The organism is Klebsiella sp. YJ, assembly GCF_002108615.1.
Classification (GTDB): Bacteria; Pseudomonadota; Gammaproteobacteria; order Enterobacterales; family Enterobacteriaceae; genus Klebsiella; species Klebsiella planticola.
In genome coordinates this window covers 1-19417 of the sequence record NZ_MTEG01000025.1, presented here as the reverse complement: position 1 = coordinate 19417, position 19417 = coordinate 1, and the positions used below count along the sequence as shown (strand labels likewise).

The 19417-nt window shown below is 57.9% G+C and carries 16 protein-coding genes and 1 other annotated feature; of the genes, 8 read left to right on the top strand and 8 right to left on the bottom strand.

Annotation, left to right across the window (positions count from 1 at the left end):
- Nucleotides 1-92: 92 nt before the first annotated feature.
- Genes BV390_RS22635 through betC form a run of 3 tightly spaced genes read right to left on the bottom strand, consistent with a single transcriptional unit; the run spans nt 93 to nt 3813 of the window.
- Nucleotides 93-1331: an anaerobic sulfatase maturase gene (locus BV390_RS22635; RefSeq protein WP_047664743.1), complete on the bottom strand. Its 1239-nt coding sequence runs from the start codon at nt 1329-1331 to the stop codon at nt 93-95.
- On the bottom strand, nt 1328-2275 hold the full coding sequence (gene choX, locus BV390_RS22630; RefSeq protein WP_227517245.1) for a choline ABC transporter substrate-binding protein: 948 nt from the start codon (nt 2273-2275) through the stop codon (nt 1328-1330). The genes BV390_RS22635 and choX overlap by 4 nt, the downstream gene beginning before the upstream one ends.
- 2 nt (nt 2276-2277) lie before the next feature.
- Nucleotides 2278-3813, bottom strand: a complete 1536-nt coding sequence (gene betC, locus BV390_RS22625; protein WP_032695876.1) for a choline-sulfatase — start codon at nt 3811-3813, stop codon at nt 2278-2280.
- Nucleotides 3814-3919: 106 nt separating this feature from the next.
- On the opposite strand from betC, the gene BV390_RS22620 reads away from it, so the two are divergent.
- From BV390_RS22620 to BV390_RS22610, 3 genes are all read left to right on the top strand, one after another.
- Entirely contained in the window at nt 3920-4852 is a 933-nt protein-coding gene (locus BV390_RS22620; protein WP_085397379.1) for a LysR substrate-binding domain-containing protein, read from the top strand.
- 206 nt (nt 4853-5058) lie between these two features.
- Nucleotides 5059-5802, top strand: a complete 744-nt coding sequence (locus BV390_RS22615) for an ATP-binding cassette domain-containing protein (RefSeq protein WP_227517244.1) — start codon at nt 5059-5061, stop codon at nt 5800-5802.
- A complete protein-coding gene (locus BV390_RS22610; RefSeq protein ID WP_047664741.1) occupies nt 5799-6680 on the top strand; it encodes an ABC transporter permease in 882 nt (293 codons plus the stop codon). Before BV390_RS22615 ends, BV390_RS22610 begins: the two co-directional genes overlap by 4 nt.
- An 86-nt stretch (nt 6681-6766) precedes the next feature.
- Here BV390_RS22610 and BV390_RS22605 read toward each other — a convergent pair whose 3' ends face one another.
- Both BV390_RS22605 and rnm read right to left on the bottom strand, forming a co-directional pair.
- Nucleotides 6767-7387, bottom strand: coding sequence for an L-threonylcarbamoyladenylate synthase (locus tag BV390_RS22605; protein ID WP_032695873.1), 621 nt, complete (start codon nt 7385-7387; stop codon nt 6767-6769).
- 15 nt (nt 7388-7402) lie between these two features.
- A complete protein-coding gene (gene rnm / locus BV390_RS22600; protein WP_032695872.1) occupies nt 7403-8266 on the bottom strand; it encodes an RNase RNM in 864 nt (287 codons plus the stop codon).
- A gap of 159 nt (nt 8267-8425) precedes the next feature.
- Nucleotides 8426-8521, top strand: a sequence feature (Trp leader region).
- 34 nt (nt 8522-8555) lie between these two features.
- Here rnm and BV390_RS22595 point away from each other — a divergent pair.
- Genes BV390_RS22595 through trpA form a run of 5 tightly spaced genes read left to right on the top strand, consistent with a single transcriptional unit; the run spans nt 8556 to nt 15081 of the window.
- Nucleotides 8556-10118: an anthranilate synthase component 1 gene (locus BV390_RS22595; protein ID WP_032688127.1), complete on the top strand. Its 1563-nt coding sequence runs from the start codon at nt 8556-8558 to the stop codon at nt 10116-10118.
- The gene (gene trpD, locus BV390_RS22590) at nt 10118-11713 is read left to right on the top strand and encodes a bifunctional anthranilate synthase glutamate amidotransferase component TrpG/anthranilate phosphoribosyltransferase TrpD (protein WP_085397377.1); all 1596 of its coding nucleotides are present in this window, start codon (nt 10118-10120) and stop codon (nt 11711-11713) included. Before BV390_RS22595 ends, trpD begins: the two co-directional genes overlap by 1 nt.
- Before the next feature lie 3 nt (nt 11714-11716).
- The gene (gene trpCF, locus BV390_RS22585) at nt 11717-13075 is read left to right on the top strand and encodes a bifunctional indole-3-glycerol-phosphate synthase TrpC/phosphoribosylanthranilate isomerase TrpF (RefSeq protein WP_085397376.1); all 1359 of its coding nucleotides are present in this window, start codon (nt 11717-11719) and stop codon (nt 13073-13075) included.
- Nucleotides 13076-13084: 9 nt separating this feature from the next.
- A complete protein-coding gene (trpB, locus tag BV390_RS22580) occupies nt 13085-14278 on the top strand; it encodes a tryptophan synthase subunit beta (RefSeq protein WP_004860995.1) in 1194 nt (397 codons plus the stop codon).
- Nucleotides 14278-15081 (top strand): tryptophan synthase subunit alpha, encoded by an 804-nt coding sequence (gene trpA, locus BV390_RS22575; protein ID WP_047664738.1) that lies wholly within the window; start codon nt 14278-14280, stop codon nt 15079-15081. The genes trpB and trpA overlap by 1 nt, the downstream gene beginning before the upstream one ends.
- Nucleotides 15082-15124: 43 nt before the next feature.
- Here trpA and BV390_RS22570 read toward each other — a convergent pair whose 3' ends face one another.
- The 3 genes from BV390_RS22570 to BV390_RS31870 all read right to left on the bottom strand — a co-directional run.
- Nucleotides 15125-16450, bottom strand: coding sequence for an HlyD family type I secretion periplasmic adaptor subunit (locus BV390_RS22570; RefSeq protein ID WP_085397375.1), 1326 nt, complete (start codon nt 16448-16450; stop codon nt 15125-15127).
- Nucleotides 16447-18552, bottom strand: a complete 2106-nt coding sequence (locus BV390_RS22565; RefSeq protein ID WP_085397374.1) for a type I secretion system permease/ATPase — start codon at nt 18550-18552, stop codon at nt 16447-16449. Before BV390_RS22565 ends, BV390_RS22570 begins: the two co-directional genes overlap by 4 nt.
- A 12-nt stretch (nt 18553-18564) precedes the next feature.
- Nucleotides 18565-19417 (bottom strand): calcium-binding protein (locus BV390_RS31870; RefSeq protein ID WP_304442496.1); only part of this gene is annotated, 853 nt, incomplete at its 5' end.

Below are 19417 nucleotides of genomic sequence, written 5' to 3'. Positions count from 1 at the left end.
GCAAATTCGTCGCCCGTCAATTCTGTCCGCCGGACCACTCGACCAGCAGCATGGCAATCTCCCCTCTGAGACTGCGGCGTCCGGTCACCGCCTCAACGCTCCCGCTGCCGGTAATAATGCTGCGCGAGCGTTTGCCTGATCCTTTCCGGCGCGTCTCCCTGACGCATCAATGTCAACAGCGTCTGCATGATAGGTAAAACGTGGCGCAGATGCAGCATGTAGCCGTCGCAGAAATAATTCTTATTGGGTCGTCCATCGTCGGAAAGTGTGAAACGGTGTTTCGGACAGCCGCCGTTGCAAAGCGGACGGAACGAACAGCTAAGGCATTCGCGGCCGAGGTGGGTCCGCTTACGTTGGGCAAAGGCGATATTCTGCGCCGAGTTAACCAGCGCGGAGAGACTATTGTGGTTGATGTTGCCCAGCTTATGCTCGGGATAAACGAAATGGTCGCAGGAATAGATATCGCCATTGGACTCCACAATCAGATTGTCGCCACAGGTTTCGTTCATCACGCAGGAGCCGGATCTGCCAGCCATTTTTGCCAACGTCTGCTCGAAGTTCATCACGAAGACGCTTCCCATATCGTCTTGTACCCAGCTATCGAAGATAGCGTTGAGGAAGCGCCCGTACGCGTTGGCCGCGACCGACCATTCTGTCACCCGGCACTGCGCGGAAAAATCAGGGGAAATCAGCGTCAAACCGTTGGCATCGGGCTGTGCGGCTCGCCGTTCCACCAGCGGAATAAACTGCATATAGCGACTGCCGATCTGCTTAAGAAAGCGGTAGATTGCCAACGGCCGTTTGACGTTTTCCGCATTCACCACCGTCAAAGTATTGAACTCCACATGGTGCCGCTTCAGCGCCTCCAGGCCGCGGATAACGGCGTCAAAGGTGCTTTTCCCGGCGCGCGTCCGGCGATACGCATCGTTGCTGAGACGATCGCCGTCGAGGGAGAGACCAACGAGAAAACCGTGCTGTTTCAGGAACCGGGCCCAGTCATCATCAAGGTTAATTCCGTTGGTCTGAAAAACATTGCTGATGCGCTTCCCGCCGCGGTAGCGCTCCTGTAATCGCAGCGCCTCGCGGAAAAAGTCAATCCCGAGCAGGGTCGGCTCGCCGCCCTGCCAGTGAAAATCAACCGTTGGCGCAGGTTGGCTGGCGATATTTTTCCGCACGTAGTTTTCGAGCGTCGCGCCGTCCATTTTCCAGTGGGCCTGCCGCTGCGGATAGAGCCGCTGCTTTTCCAGGTAGTAGCAGTAGGTGCAGTCGATATTGCACACCGCTCCTGACGGTTTCGCCATCAGCTGGAAGCGATTGATATGATGACTCATAGCCCGAGATAACTGATAACCGCGGGTTTCGCCGGTTCGCCGCTGCGCGTCGTCACCCCATCCAGCCAGCTATCCAGCAGCTGCGGACGGCGTTTTAACTCTTCGCGCGCCGCCTCCTGCGCCGTTTGCTGCTGGTCCAGCATACGGGCAATCACCGCGTTTTCCAGCCCGACGTCAAAGGTCAACTGACTATAAAAGCGATTCAGATTCGGACATTCAGCAGCAAAATTCTTGCGCGTCACCGTATTCACCGTAGCGCTGCCATAGTGGGCGCCAAAGTACTTGTCGCCGCCGCTCAGGTAGACCAGTCTGAAGCGTGTATTCATAGCGTGCGGCTCCCAGCCCAGGAACGCGATCCACTGTTGACGTTCCACCGCGCGCGCCACCTGCGCCAGCATGCCGCTTTCGCTGGACTCCACCAACGTCCAGTTTTGCAGGGCGAAATCATGCGCGTCGATCATCCTCTTCAGACTGAGGTTAGCCGGCGCCCCGGGGGCAATGCCGTAAATTTTATGGCCGAACTTATCAGCAAATTTTTGCAGGTCGGAGAAGTCTTTTACCCCTGCGGCGGCGACGTAATCCGGTACGGCGAGCGTGAAGCGCGCGGCCGGGAGATTGCTGCCGAGCACCTTAATCGCGCCATCGGCGGTGAACTTACCGATCACCGGCGCCTGCGCGGGCATCCAGTTGCCGAGGAATACGTCAACCTGGCCGGTTTTCAGCCCCTGAAACGCCAGCGCAACCGACAGGTTTTGTACTTTTTGCCGATAGCCCAGCGCATTCAGTATCGTCCCGGAAAGGGCATTGGTCGCCGCAATATCGGTCCAGCCCGGATCGGACTGTGTGACGGTGGCGCAACGCGCGTCATCGGCGGCGAAGCCACTCAGCGGCAACCAGCCGGCGGCCGCCAACAGCATCAGTCGGGTCATGCGTTTCATTTTCATTATCATTCCTGGTGTTTCGCGGGAGAAGGATAGCGAGCGAACGCCTCTTGTTCATCCAGCGTTTGATGGTTACGGATATAGCGTGTCGAGGCGCGCTGAAACGGCTGATAGTCCCAGTCTGGAATGGCATCCCGTCCGGCGACCTGGGTTAAAAACAGGCGTTTTTGCTGACTGGCGAGCACCTGGTGATAGAGGGCATCAAGATCCCAGCGCGCCGCGATTTCATCGACGAACGCCTGCGCGACCGCTTGATAATTGTTATTCGTCGCCAGATTCACCCGCTCGTGGGGATCGTCGCGTAAATTGAACAGCTGCGGCGTCTCACTGACTGAATGAATATATTTCCACTCCCCCCGGCGAAACATCAGCATCGGCCCGAGCGCGCCTTCGGCCAGGTATTCGCTCACCGCCCCGTCCGGCCCTGGTAGCCCCTGTAAATGCGGCACCAGACTGTTGCCATCCAGCGGAGCGATAGCCTGCGCTTTGCGATCTTCGCCGCTGGCAAGCTCGACAAGCGTAGGCAACAGATCCACCAGCGAGACGCTTTCGCTGACCCGACGGGGCGCGAAGCGCGTGGGGTTATGCACGATAAACGGCACGCGTACGGCGTTCTCGAAGAAGTTCATCTTGTACCACAGGTCACGTTCGCCGAGCATTTCGCCATGGTCGGCAATCACCATAACCACGGTATTTTCGGCCAGCCCCGTTTCTTCGAGGGTGCGCACCATTTCGCCAAAGCAATCATCAACGTAGGCCAGAGCGCCGTAGTAGGCATGACGGGCGCGCCGAATATGCTCATCGTGGATTAAGCCCGGTTCCAGCTGATACATGGCGCGCATCCGCGCCGAATGCGCATCGTCTGCAATATCGTTGCCGCGCGTAACCGGCATATCGATGTCATCTGGCGAAAAACGATCGAGGTAGCGTTTGGGGATCGCGAAAGGATCGTGGGGATGCGTGAGCGACAGGAGCAGCATAAACGGCTGTTCATCGGGGCGACGGGCGGCGTCATACAAGCGCTGGCGGGCGAGGAATAAGGCCTCATCATCAAAATCAAGCTGGTTGGTACGCACGCACTCGCCTGCTTCCAGCACCGAACTCATGTTGTGATACCAGTCGAGTCGGCGTTCAGGATGTTTCCAGTCCGGCGTCCAGCCAAAATCGGCGGGGTAAATGTCCGTCGTCAGCCGTTCGTCAAAACCGTGCAGCTGATCGGGGCCGCAAAAGTGCATTTTCCCCGACAGCCAGGTGCGGTAGCCCTGTTCGCGCAGATAGTGGCAAAAGGTTGGCGAGTCGGCATGGAACTCGGCGGCGTTGTCATACACCTGATTACGGGAAATATACTGCCCGGTCATCAACGATGCACGCGATGGCGCGCACAGCGGACTGTTGCAATAGGCGGAATCAAATACCACCCCTTCGCGAGCTAATTTATCTATATTTGGCGTCAGACTAACGTTATTGCCATACGCTCTTAAGGCGCTGGCCGTTAACTGATCGGCCATCAGAATAACGATATTCGGTTTATTTATAAGCATGACCTTTCCGCACAGTAAAATAATTAATAAAACGTGTTAGCCTTATCTCATGTATCAACAGGCCCTGTGAAGGGGCTATTTTTTTATCATGACATAAGGTGAATTTATGGCAGGAAAATTACAGCTTCCGCCTTTACAGGCGCTAGTGGTATTTGAAGCGGCGGCGCGTTTAGGTAATTTTACCGCCGCCGGAAATGAACTCGGACTATCGCAGCCGGCGGTCAGTCAGCGTATTCAGATGCTGGAGAATCTGATTAATTCACCGCTATTTGAACGCCGTCATCGCGGCGTCCAGCTCACCGAATCCGGCAATAGTCTGTATCTGATCGTCCGCAGTAGCCTGCTGGAAATCAGCGAGCAGTTTGAACGCACGCGTCTGCAGCGCAATGTCCTGCGTATCGATACCGATATGGGGTTTGCCAGCTACTGGCTCTTACCCCGCATGGAGAGGCTGCAAGCGTTAATTCCGGGGGTGGAGGTACAGATAACCACTTCGCCCAACGACTATAACTTTCGCGATAGTAACGCGGATCTGGCGATCTATTTTGGCCACGGAAACTGGGCCGGAACGCAGAGCCAGCGGCTGTTCCCTGAGATTGTTATTCCTGTTTGCAATCAAAAGATTAAGCAAGAAATGGCGTCGGTCTCCGCCCCCGAATCTCTGCTGGATTATCCCCTGCTGAAGCTGCCGGAATCCCGGCCCCAGCGCTGGATGACGTGGGACGACTGGTTCCGCCAGCATCAGGTATCCGGGCAAAATCATGCCGCCTCCCGGACCTTCAACGCCTATTCCCTGGTGATCCAGGCGGCGCTGGAAGGCCAGGGGATCGCCCTCGGCTGGCAGCCGCTGATCGCGCCGTTTCTTGCCAGTAAACAGCTGGTGCAATGCGGGCCGATGCACCGTACCGAACGGGGCTATTATCTGATTTCCGCCAATGCTAAACCGGTCTCGGCGCAGCAGGAAAAAGTCAAAGCATGGTTATTGGATGAAGCCTGGAGTTTTCACGCTTCCGGTCATCTAATACCAGAAAATAAATAAGCTAAGACAGAAAACACATATTGATTTGACGAAATAGATTAGCGCGCTCGACGGTTTTATATGTTAGTTTTTTAACGCCACCCTAAAATAAACACGATGCCATGTTACAACCTATATTTGAGTTACAATCCGTTAATAAAAATTATTATTCCAGCGATAATACACGTTTTTTCTTAACAGCGCCAAAAAGCGCGGCGATTAATGCCTTGAGCGATATCAATTTAGAAATATATCGCGGAGAGATTTTTGTCATTATCGGTCTTTCCGGCTCCGGTAAGTCGACATTGCTGCGCACGCTTAACCACCTGCTCCCGGCCAGTTCCGGCTCGGTGATTTTCCAGGGTAAAACGCTTTCCGCGCTGCGGGAATCCGAGCTGATCGCCCTGCGCCGCCGCCATATCGCCATGGTTTTCCAGTCGTTCGCGCTGTTTGATGAACGCAGCGTACTGGATAACGTCGCGTTCGGCCTTGAAGTAGCCGGCGAATCCCGGGATCTGCGCTACCGAAAAGCGAACGAGATGCTGGCAAAAGTCGGGCTTGCCGACGTTGCCGAACAGTACCCGCCTCAGCTCTCCGGTGGTATGCAACAGCGGGTCGGGCTTGCGCGCGCGCTGGTCATGGACCCCACCGTGCTGTTAATGGATGAAGCATTTTCCGCGCTCGATCCGATTATTCGCCGTGAAATGCAGACGCTGCTGCTGTCGCTACAGGCACATTCCCGGCGCACCATCGTCTTTGTCACCCACGATATGGAAGAGGCGCTGCGCCTCGGAACGCGGATTGCGATTATGGAAAAAGGCAGGCTGGTGCAGGTTGGCACCGCGGAAGAGCTGATAAACGCGCCGGCGACCGCGTATGTGCAACACTTTTTCTCCGGGGTCGACGTTTCGCGCTGGCAGCTGGCCGAAAGCTATGCCGATATCTGGACAACGCGTCAGGAGCCATCATGAGCTACCCCCTCGATTTTAGTCGTCAGATTGACGATGCAGTACAACGCCTGCTGGCACACGCCGGCGGCGGCTTTGACGGTTTTGCCGGGGCTATCGACCGCTTTGCCGGGGGCCTTGAGAGCGTGATAAATGCGCTTTCGCCGTGGGGGCTGGTGATCATCGCGGTCTGGCTGGGCGCATGGCGGATTGGCAAAGGTTTTGCGCTGTTTGCCCTGCTTGCTTCGCTGTATATCATTTACAGCGGCTACAGCGAGCACGCTGCGGTGACGCTGGCGCTGACCCTGTCATCAACGTTTTTCAGCCTGCTGATCGGCATTCCACTCGGGATCTGCAGCGCGCGACGCGCGGCTACCGGCAGGATCATTCGCACGGTGCTTGATTTTATGCAGACCATGCCCGCCTTTGTGTACCTGATACCCGCGACGATTTTGTTCGGGCTTGGCCGCCCGCCGGGGATCTTCGCGACGATTCTGTTTTCTATGCCGCCGGTGGTGCGTCTGACCGATTTAGGTATTCGCCAGGTCAACGCTTCGCGCATCGAAGCGGGCATCGCCTTTGGCTGCACGCCGTGGCAGTTGCTGTGGAAAGTGCAGTTGCCCGCTGCGCAGCCCTCGATTATGGCCGGCATAAACCAATCGATCATGATGGCTATGTCGATGGTGATTATCGCGTCGATGGTCGGGGCCGGCGGGCTGGGTAACGATATTTTGAGCAGTATCCAACAGCTGGAAATTGGCACTGGCCTACAGAGTGGTTTCGTGGTGGTGCTGATTGCCATCCTGCTGGATCGGCTGTCGGCAAGCTTTGCAAGACGCGACGGCCCCCCTGGCGCCAGAAAGACGATGCTTCACGGGCTGTTTCGACTCAGAGCGAAATAGCGCGGCAGTCCTGCATCAGGAATGGGGCAAGCTCATCACGACCCCGGCAGCCGGGGTCGCGATGCTGCCGGGGAATACGTAGTCCGTTACTGGAACGGTTTAACGTCGCCGACGCCTTCACGCAGCACGACCGGCGCGTCTTCGGTCAGGTCGATGACGGTGGTAGGCTGCTGGCCAAGATAGCCGCCGTGGATAATCAAATCCACCAGCTTCTCCAGCCGGTCTTTGATCTCTTCCGGGTCGGATTCGGTGAATTCGCTACCGGGCAGCATCAACGAGGTCGACAGCATCGGTTCGCCGAGCGTCTCCAGCAGCGCCTGGGCTATCGGGTTCGACGGCACGCGCATCCCGATGGTCTTACGCTTCTCCTGCAGCAGGCGACGCGGTACCTCTTTGGTCCCCTTGAGGATAAAGGTGTAGTTACCCGGGGTGTTATTTTTTATCAGGCGAAACGCCACGTTATCGACAAACGCGTAGGTCGACAGCTCAGACAGGTCGCGGCACATCAGCGTAAAGTTGTGGCCATCAGGCAACTGACGAATGCGGCAAATACGCTCCATCGCGCCTTTATCTTCAATCTTACAGCCCAGCGCGTAACCGGAATCGGTGGGATAAACGATCACCCCACCCTTACGCACAATCTCCACCGCCTGGTTAATCAACCGTGCCTGCGGGTTGTCCGGATGGATATAAAAAAACTGGCTCATACTTCCCTCTCAATTTTATTCTGCGGCCGTTTCCCAGCTGTGCCAGATCCCTTCTACGCCAGCGGGTAGCCAAAGTTTGCGGCCCAGTTCGATCCACGGACAAGGCTGATGAAAATCAGATCCTTGTGAACCCAGAAGACCAAACTGCACGGCGTACGCGGCAAGCTGCGTACGTTCATGGGGCGCCTGCTGGCATTGCGCCAGTTCCATCGCATCGCCACCCTGCTCGCTGAAGTGGGCCAACAGCCGTTTTAGCCACTTGGCGGAGAGGTCGTAACGCCCGGGATGGGCGATAACCGCTTTGCCGCCAGAATGATGAATGACATCAATCGCTTGTTTTATTGTACACCACTGCGGCGGAACGTATCCGGTTTTCCCGCGGGCGAGATATTTTTTAAAAACATCGGCAATATTGCTGGCATAACCGGCTTCCACCAGGAAGCGCGCGAAGTGTCCGCGGGTTACCGCGCCGCCGTCAGCAAGCTTCATGGCCCCCTCCCAGGCGCCTGGAATCCGCGCTTTCTCCAGCCGCTCGGCGATCATCTGTGCGCGCAGCTGGCGACGCGCCTTCTGCTCTTCCAGAAGCGCGCTCAGTGCCGGGTGCGCAATATCAATATTCAAACCGACAATATGAATCTCGTGGTTTTCCCACAATGTTGAAATTTCCACCCCGGTCACCAGCGTGAGCGGTAAACCGGCGCGGGCGATTTCGGCACGCGCGGCGGGAATCGCCGCAACGGTATCGTGGTCGGTAATCGCCAGGGTCCCGACGCGCATCTGGTGAGCGCGATGAACCAGTTCTTGCGGAGTCAGCCGCCCGTCAGAGGCGGTGGTGTGGCTGTGCAGATCGTAAATCACTGCGTAATGGGTGTCGCTCAAAGAGACTCCTGCTGGACATGGACTTAAATTAGCGCATTATCATAACGACTCGCGGAGAAAATCTGCAAACAGGGGTTGACTTTATTCCTCTGGACTAGTTAACTAGTACGCAAGTTCACATGAAGGGGTATCACGATGAAAACGCAATTTATCACTCTGCACGGCTGGTGGCGCACCTCCTGATATCGGGCGGCGTGATCGCGTTTTGCACTCAGCATACAGATACCCGGCCCGCCAATGAGCGGGCTTTTTATTGGACAAATTATTATACCGAAAGGCGAGAACAATAATGCAAACATCAAAACCGGCACTCGAACTTCTCACCAGCGACGCCATCTATCGCGAAAACCCCACGGCGCTGTTTCACCAGCTGTGCGGCGCTCGCCCGGCCACGCTGCTGCTGGAATCGGCGGATATCGACAGCAAAGACGATTTAAAAAGCCTGCTGCTGGTAGACAGCGCGCTGCGCATCACCGCGCTAGGTGACACTGTCACTCTGCAGGCGCTTTCTGCTAACGGCGCGGCCCTGCTGGATTTACTGGATAATACTCTGCCTTCGGGCATCGACAATCAGCGCCAGCCCAATAGCCGGATCCTGACCTTCCCGCCTGTCAGCGCGCTGCTGGATGAAGATGCCCGCCTGTGCTCTTTATCCGTCTTTGACGCCTTCCGTCTGCTGCAGGAACTGGTCACCGTTCCGCCGGACGAGCGCGAAGCGATGTTCTTTGGCGGCCTGTTTGCCTATGACCTGGTAGCCGGTTTTGAAAATCTGCCGCCGCTGGAAAGCGACACCGCCTGCCCGGACTACTGTTTCTACCTGGCCGAAACCCTGCTGGTTATCGACCACCAGACCAAAAATACCCGTATCCAGTCGAGCCTGTTCACCCCGCTGGAGAGTGAAAAACAGCGTCTGACCCAGCGTATAGCCCAGCTTCGCCAGCAGCTTAACGAGCCGCCTGCGCCGCTGCCGGTGACTAAAGTTGAATCGATGACCTGCGACTGCGATCAGAGCGATGAAGAGTACGGCGCGGTGGTACGCAAAATGCAGCGCGCCATTCGCGCCGGTGAAATCTTCCAGGTGGTGCCGTCCCGCCGCTTCTCTCTGCCCTGCCCGTCGGCGCTGGCGGCCTACGACGTCCTGAAAAAGAGCAACCCGAGCCCGTACATGTTCTTTATGCAGGATAACGACTTCTCTTTATTTGGCGCATCGCCAGAGAGCTCGCTGAAATATGACGCCCTCAGCCGCCAGATTGAGATCTACCCGATTGCCGGTACCCGCCCACGCGGCCGCCGCGCCGACGGATCGCTGGATCGCGACCTCGACAGCCGTATCGAACTGGAAATGCGCACTGACCATAAAGAGCTTTCCGAGCATCTGATGCTGGTTGACCTGGCGCGTAACGACCTCGCGCGAATCTGTACGCCGGGCAGCCGCTACGTCGCCGACCTGACCAAAGTTGACCGCTACTCCTTTGTGATGCACCTGGTGTCCCGCGTGGTTGGCGAACTGCGTAGCGACCTCGACGTCCTGCATGCCTACCGCGCCTGTATGAACATGGGCACCCTGAGCGGCGCGCCGAAGGTTCGCGCCATGCAGCTTATCGCCGCCGCCGAAGGCAAACGCCGCGGCAGCTACGGCGGCGCGGTGGGCTACTTTACCGCCCACGGCGACCTCGATACCTGCATCGTGATTCGTTCTGCCTATGTGCAGGACGGCATCGCCACCGTCCAGGCTGGCGCCGGTATCGTTCTGGATTCAGTGCCTCAGTCCGAAGCGGATGAAACCCGCAATAAAGCTCGCGCGGTGCTGCGCGCAATCGCTCAGGCCCACCACGCTAAGGAGACTTTCTGATGGCCGACATCCTGCTGCTCGATAATATCGACTCTTTTACCTATAACCTCGCAGACCAGCTGCGCGCGAACGGCCATAACGTGGTGATTTACCGTAACTCGGTGCCGGCGCAGACCTTAATTGAGCGCATTGGTACCATGGATAATCCGGTGCTGATGCTCTCTCCGGGCCCGGGGACCCCCAGCGAAGCGGGCTGCATGCCGGAGCTGCTGACCCGGATGCGCGGCAAACTGCCGATCATCGGTATCTGCCTCGGTCATCAGGCCATTGTTGAAGCTTACGGCGGCTACGTCGGCCAGGCTGGCGAAATCCTGCACGGCAAAGCCTCCAGCATCGAACATGACGGCCAGGCGATGTTTGCCGGGCTGACCAATCCGCTGCCGGTAGCGCGTTATCACTCGCTGGTGGGCAGCAATATTCCTGCCGGGCTGACCATTAACGCCAACTTTAACGGGATGGTCATGGCGGTGCGTCATGATGCCGACCGCGTCTGCGGCTTCCAGTTCCATCCTGAGTCGATTCTCACCACCCAGGGCGCACGTCTGCTGGAGCAGACCCTGGCATGGGCGCTGCAGAAACTCGAGCAGACCAACGTGATTCAGCCGATCCTCGAGAAGCTGTATCAGGCCGAAACCCTGAGCCAGCAGGAAAGTCACCTGCTGTTCTCTGCGGTGGTGCGGGGAGAAGTGAAACCCGAGCAGCTGGCTGCCGCGCTGGTGAGCATGAAGGTGCGCGGTGAACAGCCGCAAGAGATTGCCGGCGCCGCCACCGCCCTGCTGGAAAACGCCGCGCCGTTCCCGCGTCCGGACTACCTGTTCGCCGATATCGTCGGTACCGGCGGCGACGGCAGCAACAGTATCAATATTTCCACCGCCAGCGCCTTTGTGGCGGCGGCCTGCGGCCTGAAAGTCGCCAAACACGGCAACCGCAGCGTATCGAGCAAGTCGGGCTCTTCCGATCTGCTGGCCGCGTTCGGTATCAACCTGGATATGAATGCCGACAAGTCCCGCACCGCGCTGGATGAACTGGGCGTCTGCATCCTGTTTGCGCCGAAGTATCACACCGGTTTCCGCCATGCGATGCCGGTTCGCCAGCAGCTGAAAACCCGCACGCTGTTCAACGTGCTCGGGCCGCTGATTAACCCGGCACATCCGCCGCTGGCGCTGATTGGCGTCTACAGCCCGGAACTGGTGCTGCCGATTGCCGAAACCCTGCGCGTGTTGGGCTACCAGCGGGCTGCGGTAGTCCACAGCGGCGGTATGGATGAAGTGTCGCTGCATGCGCCGACGGTGGTCGCTGAGTTGAATAACGGGGAAATTAAAAGCTATCAGCTGACGGCTAATGACTTTGGTCTCACGCCTTACCATCAGGAGCAGCTGGCTGGCGGCACGCCGGAAGAAAACCGTGACATTCTTACGCGCTTGCTACAAGGTAAAGGTGAAGCCGCTCACGAAGCCGCCGTCGCCGCCAACGTCGCTATGCTGATGCGCCTGTACGGGCACGAAGACCTGAAGGCCAACGCTCAGCAGGTGATCGACGTGCTGCGCAGCGGAGCGGCCTATGACAGAGTGACCGCATTAGCGGCAAGAGGGTAAATAATGCAGACCGTTTTAGCAAAAATCGTTGCCGACAAAGCGATTTGGGTAGAAGACCGCAAACAACAGCAACCGTTAGCCAGTTTTCAGAATGACGTCGTCCCGACTCAGCGTAATTTTTACGATGCGCTCGTCGGTACACGCACCGCGTTTATTCTGGAATGCAAAAAAGCGTCTCCGTCGAAAGGACTGATTCGCCAGGATTTTGACCCGGCGACCATCGCCGGCGTCTATAAAAATTATGCCTCGGCCATCTCCGTCCTGTGCGACGAGAAATATTTCCAGGGCAGCTTCGACTTTCTGCCGATCGTCAGCGCCATCGCGCCGCAGCCGATTCTGTGCAAGGATTTCACCATCGATCCTTACCAGATCTACCTGGCGCGCTACTACCAGGCCGACGCCTGCCTGCTGATGCTGTCGGTGCTTGACGACGACCAGTATCGCCAGCTTGCCGCTGTGGCCCATAGCCTGAACATGGGCGTGCTGACCGAGGTCAGCAATGAAGAGGAGCTGGAGCGCGCCATTGCGCTGAAGGCCAAAGTGGTCGGGATTAACAACCGCGACCTGCGCGATATGTCGATTGATCTGAACCGCACCCGCCAGCTGGCGCCGCGCCTGGATCATGATGTGACGGTTATCAGCGAATCCGGTATTCATACTTACGCCGAAGTGCGTGAACTCAGCCATTTTGCCAACGGTTTCCTGATCGGTTCCGCCTTGATGGAACAGGCGGATCTCGATGCCGCCGTGAAGCGCGTGCTGCTCGGCGAGAATAAAGTCTGCGGCCTGACCCGGCCTCAGGATGCACAGATCGCCTGTGAATCCGGCGCAATTTATGGCGGGCTGATTTTTGTTCCCTCCTCGCCGCGTGCCGTGAACGATGCCCAGGCGAAAGAGATTATTCAGTCCGCTCCGCTGCGCTACGTTGGCGTCTTCCGTGACGCGCCCATCGAGGCGGTCGCCGCCCGGGCAGAACAGCTTCCGCTGGCGGCGATTCAACTGCACGGTAGCGAAGATCAGACCTATATTGACGCGCTGCGTGCGGCCCTTCCGGAGTCGGTGCAAATCTGGAAAGCCCTCAGCGTCAGCGACACGCTACCCTCACGTCACTTCACCCATGTCGATAAGTATGTTTTCGATAATGGCCAGGGCGGTAGCGGCCAGCGTTTCGACTGGACGCTGCTGCAGGGCCAGGACCTGCGTAATGTCATTCTGGCAGGCGGCCTGGGTGCCGATAACTGTGTAGAAGCTGCGAAAAGCGGCTGTGCCGGACTCGATTTCAATTCAGGCGTAGAGTCGCAGCCGGGTATTAAAGATCCCAGCAAACTGGCTTCGGTGTTTCAAACACTGCGCGCATATTAAGGAGCAATAATGAGCACTTTACTTAATCCCTATTTTGGCGAATTTGGCGGTATGTATGTCCCGCAGATTCTGATGCCTGCCCTGCGCCAGCTGGAAGAAGCGTTCGTCAGCGCGCAGAAAGATCCGGCGTTTCAGGCGGAATTTACCGATCTGCTGAAAAACTACGCCGGTCGTCCCACGGCGCTGACTAAATGTCGTAACCTGACCGAAGGGACCCGCACCACGCTGTATCTGAAGCGCGAAGATCTGCTGCACGGCGGCGCGCACAAAACCAACCAGGTGCTGGGTCAGGCGCTGCTGGCTAAACGAATGGGTAAAACCGAAATTATCGCCGAAACCGGCGCCGGCCAGCACGGCGTAGCGTCCGCACTCGCCAGCGCTCTGCTCGGTCTGAAGTGCCGCATCTATATGGGCGCAAAAGACGTCGAACGCCAGTCGCCAAACGTGTTCCGCATGCGTTTAATGGGTGCCGAAGTGATTCCGGTGCACAGCGGTTCCGCCACGCTGAAAGATGCCTGTAACGAAGCGCTGCGCGACTGGTCTGGTAGCTACGAGACCGCGCACTATATGCTCGGTACCGCGGCGGGCCCGCATCCGTTCCCGACCATCGTGCGTGAATTCCAGCGCATGATTGGCGAAGAGACCAAAGCGCAAATTCTCGAAAAAGAAGGTCGTCTGCCGGATGCGGTTATCGCCTGCGTCGGCGGCGGATCCAACGCTATCGGGATGTTTGCTGACTTTATCGATGAAACCAACGTCGGTCTGATCGGCGTCGAACCTGCGGGTCACGGGATTGAAACCGGTGAACACGGCGCGCCGCTGAAGCATGGTCGCGTTGGCATCTACTTCGGTATGAAGTCACCGATGATGCAAACCGCAGACGGCCAGATTGAAGAGTCCTACTCCATTTCCGCCGGTCTGGATTTCCCGTCCGTTGGCCCGCAGCACGCTTTCCTCAACAGCACCGGCCGCGCGGATTACGTGTCGATTACCGATAACGAGGCCCTGGAGGCCTTTAAAGCGCTCTCCCGCCATGAAGGGATTATTCCGGCTCTGGAGTCCTCTCACGCTCTGGCGCATGCGCTGAAAATGATGCGCGAAAACCCGGAAAAAGAGCAGCTGCTGGTGGTTAATCTGTCCGGTCGCGGCGACAAAGACATCTTCACCGTACACGATATTCTGAAAGCGCGAGGGGAAATCTGATGGAACGTTATGAGACGCTGTTTGCACAACTGAAAACCCGCCGGGAAGGCGCGTTCGTTCCCTTCGTCACCCTCGGCGATCCGAACCCTGAGCTGTCGCTAAAGATCATCGATACGCTGATTGAAGCCGGCGCCGACGCCCTGGAGCTGGGGATTCCGTTCTCCGATCCGCTGGCGGATGGCCCGACGATTCAGGGCGCAACCCTGCGCGCCTTTGCCGCTGGCGTTAACCCGGCGCAATGCTTTGAAATGCTGGCGGCGATTCGCCACAAGCACCCGACTATCCCGATTGGCCTGCTGATGTATGCCAACCTGGTATTCAGCCCGGGTATTGACGAGTTCTATGCCGAGTGCGCACGTGTCGGAGTCGATTCGGTGCTGGTCGCCGATGTCCCGATTGAAGAGTCCGCCCCGTTCCGTCAGGCGGCGCTGCGCCATAATATCGCGCCGATCTTCATCTGCCCGCCGAACGCCGATGATGACCTGCTGCGCCAGATTGCCTCCTGGGGCCGCGGCTATACCTACCTGCTGTCACGCGCTGGCGTTACCGGAGCGGAAAACCGCGCCGCGCTGCCGCTGCACCACCTGGTGGAAAAACTGGCCGAATATAACGCCGCGCCGCCGCTGCAGGGCTTTGGCATCTCCGCGCCGGAACAGGTGACCGCCGCGCTTGAAGCCGGTGCGGCCGGGGCGATTTCCGGTTCGGCGATCGTGAAAATTATCGAGCGCAACGTTAACGATCCGCAGACCATGCTGGCCGAGCTCAAAGCATTCGTGCAGAGCCTGAAGGCGGCGACGCGCTAATCGAACGCGGCATACGGTAACGGCTTTAAGCGAAAAGCCGTTACTAGCGCTGTTTACCCACTCCATCCAGCGCTTCCATCACGGGACTCAGCAGGTAACTCAGGATTGTTCTGCGTCCCGTTTTTATTTCACCGGTAACCTGCATCCCCGGTTCAAGAAGTTTTTCCTCTCCCTCCACCATCAACGTTCGCTGTTTCAGGGAAATCACCGCCCGATAAACCAACCCCAGCTCCCGATCTTCAACGGCATCGGCCGAGACCTGCCGAAGTTCACCCGTCACCCACCCATAGCGGGTGAAGTCAAAGGTACTGATTTTCACCGCCGTCTTTTGCCCGGGCCGTAGAAAACCGACGTCCTGGTTCCTGACCATGACTTCCGCTACCCGTTCACCGCTATCGGGAACGATCTTCAGCAGCTCCTGCGCCGGCTCCACGGCGCCGCCGGCATCCCTGAAGACCAAAGACTCCACCGTTCCGCTAACCGGCGCGCGCAACAGGTATTGTGCGCTCAGGGACTGGAGCTGATTGAGCTGGGTTTCCAGCACCCGGTTTTCATCGCTGCGCTCCGCGCTCTCTTTGGCAAGGGCATGGGTTTTATCAGCCGTTCTGGCCTGCGCTTCTTCATCTATCTGATGGAGGCTGTCACGCACCTCCTGTGCGCGGGTTTCTGCGGCCACCACCCGATGGCGGGACTCGGTATATTTTTTCCCGCTCTCCAGCAGGCTGTCCCGACTGGTGAGCTTCTTCTGATACAGCGCTTCCAGCGCCTGATATTGTTCTCTGAAAAGCGGCAGCAAATTTTCAGCCAGCGCTTTTTCCACCTGCCCCTCGGCCAGCTGCGCCAGCAGAACCGCTCTTCGGCTGTCAAACACCGCTTTTTCACGGCGATCCGCCTCGATTTCCGCCGTTAGCCGTAACGCCGCCTGTTCAGCCAGCGCAACATCCTCTTGTAGATAGGCGGGAGGAAGCTGAGCGGTAACGCTCCCCTGATGATAATAACGGTTAAGCAATGTCAGACGCGCAATATGAAACCGGTTAATACGCTGGCGCAGCCGGTTCTCTTTGATTTGCGCCTGCAAATGACCGTCGTTAAATTTGATCAGCGGCTGGCCCTGGGCCACGTGCATCCCCTCCCGCACCATCACCGCCGCGACTTCAGCGGTGACCGCGGCATTCACCGGGCGCGACAGTTCGCTCACCACGATTTTCCCCTGCGTCACGGCAACAATATCAACCTTACCCCAGGCTGCCCATAAGAGCGCCGCGGACATCGTCAACATCACGCACCAGATGATGCCCCTGCCCGCAGGCGAAGGCGGCGTATCCTGAACCTCCAGCACCGCGGGGAGAAATTCCCGGTAACGCTTCATCCGGTCATCCCCTGCTGTAGCGCATATAAACGCGCGTACAGACCATTCCCGGCAAGCAGCGCAGCATGCGTTCCCTGCTCGCCGATCGCGCCGCTTTCCATCACGATAATACGGTCGGCCAGCCGCACGGTGGATAAGCGGTGGGCGATAATAAATACCGTCCTCCCCCGACAGATTTCCGCCATATTGTGGTGAATAATCCGTTCAGATTCGTAGTCCAGCGCGCTGGTGGCTTCATCGAGAATCAATACTTTCGGGTTAGTTATCAGCGCACGGGCAAGGCCGATACGTTGTTTCTGCCCGCCGGAAAGTTGCCCGCCGTGTTCGCCAACCGGTGTGTCATAGCCCATCGGCAGTTCACTGATAAACTCATGGGCGCCGGCCAGCGCGGCAGCGGCCATCACCTGCTCCTGCGAGGCATCGGGTACGGCAAGGGCGATATTTTCCCGCAGGGTGCCGGAGAAAAGCTGAGTTTCCTGTAACACGACGCCAACCTGACGGCGCAACCATTGCGGATCGGTATGAGCGATATCCGTGCCATCGATAAATATCTGGCCTACCGAGGGTAAATACAGCCTTTGCATCAGTCTCGCCAGCGTACTCTTACCCGAGCCCGAGCGCCCTACGATGCCAATAACCTCGCCTGGCCGCACGGATAGCGTCACGCTGTTCAGCACCTGAGCGCCGCCGGGATGGTAGGCAAAGCTGATCCCGGCGAACCTTACCGCCCCCTGCATTTGGGCGAGAGCGATGCCGCTCGCAGGCTGTTGCTCGGTCGGCATATTCAGAATATCCCCCAGCCGTTTGATGGAAACCGAGACCTGCTGTATGTCCTGCCATAGCTGTACGAAGCGCAGCACCGGCGCGGTAACCTGGCCGGCAAACATGTTAAAGGCAATCAGCGCGCCGACCGTCATGTCGCCCTGAATAACCTGCTGCGCGCCGTACCACAGGATCGCCACGCTGGTTGCCCGGCTAATAAAGCGGGAAATCTGCCCGGCTATATTCCCCAAATTCTGCGTTCTGAAGCTGCTGCTGACAAAAGCGGCGATTCGGGTATCCCAGCGACGGACCATATGATGCTCAACCGCCATCGCTTTCAGCGGCTCGATCGCCGTGATGCTCTCCACCAGAAAAGCCTGATTCTGCGCTCCCTGACGAAACTGATCGTTGAGACGACGGCGCAGAGATGGCGTGATAACCGCCGATAAAATGGCGTAAAAAACCAGCGAAATGATGACGATAAGAGTCAATGGAATACTGTAGAACGCCATGACGACGAAAAAAATCACCATAAAGAGCAGATCGGTACAAAGCGTCAGAGCGCTGCCGGTGAGAAATTCCCGTACCGTTTTGAGTTCGTGAACCCGTGCTACGGTAACGCCTGCCTGCCGTTCCTTAAACCACGCCAGCGGCAGCGCCAGAAGATGCCGAAAGAGCAATGAGCTCAAGGTGACATCAATTCTTTGCGCGGTATGTGCCAGCTGGTAAGTTCGGAGTCCATCCAGCACGACTTCAGTAACGGTAATACAGAGCATTCCCAGCGCCAGGACGTCCAGCGTCGTCAGACTCTGATGGGCCAAAACCTTGTCGACCACAACCTGGAAAAAAAGGGGGGTGATTAATGCCAGCAATTGAATAAAAAATGAAGCCAGCAAGACTTCACCAACCAGCCTGCGATACTGCATAAATGCCTGCCAGAACCAGCGCAGATTGAACTCGTTGGCCAGCTTTTCCACAGAGAAACGTTGGCTAAATAAAAAACCGCCGACCCTGGCCCCCTCCACAGGCGAGTACACGGAGGGTTGCGGCCGATCGATCTCCTGAACCAGCCATTGCCCGTCCTTAACCGCCAACAACACGCTATATCCCCGATCGGGTAAATGAACCAGCGCCGGCAGAGGTAAGCGAGAGGTGACGTGCAGGCGGGGATAGTAGCGACAACGAAAGCCACAATGGCGGGCCGCACGCACCAGTTGCAGGGTGATGTGATGTTCCGCATCGACAAAAAATTGCTCACGCAGGGCCCGGATATTCACCGCCGTACCGTGGTAGCGGGCAATCAGCCGCAGCCCCTGCCATAGATTATCATCCGATGACATAACGCAGCTCCACTAATAGCCAACGGCTGTTCGCCAGTTTTCCGCCGTCGTTTGCGCGGTAGCCAGCGGTATAGCCACCCCGGCATCGTCCGCATCATCAACGTCGCCCGAGGCCAGAAACTGGCAGATCTCCTGCTTCAACAGCGCGATGTCTGCCGTGCTTTCCGCGGTATCCATGACCGGTAAAGGAATATTGTGTTCGATATAATTCAGCACATCCTCCGGCAGCCATAGCGTGTCGTCGGCGAAGACAATCTGCTCCACCTGATAGTAGTCCAGACTGAAGTAACCCCGGATAATCACGCTGTCCGCCCGGTCGCGGAAGTTGAGCACCAGACTGTCATAGCCCTGCACCCGCTGCCGGGAGAGCACCGCCTGCTCCGCCTGCAGCCCCTCCCCGAGCCGCAGCGTGTCCGCTCCGCTGCTCTCGATAATCGTGTCCTGCCCGTCTCCGGCGTTAAAGAGGTAGGTGTCATCCCCGTATCCGCCCTTCAGCAGATCGTTCCCCGTGCCGCCGCTCAGCAGGTCGTTGCCGAAGCTGCCGTCAAGGGTGTCGTCCCCCGCCTCGCCGTACAGCGCATCGTTGCCGCTGTCTCCGGTCAGCACGTCATTCCCGCCCCCGGCGTGGATCTCGCTCCCCTCCCGGTAGGCCTGCAGGCTCTGCGCCGCCTCCGTTCCCGCCAGCAGCATCGCCTTCACGGCGGCCACGTCCCATACCGTGCCGTCGGCGAAGACAATCTGCTCCACCTGATAGCTGCCCAGGCTGAAGTACCCCTGGATGATCACGCTGTCCGCCCGGTCGCGGAAGCCGAGCACCAGGCTGTCATAGCCCTGCACCCGCTGCCGGGAGAGCACCGCCTGCTCC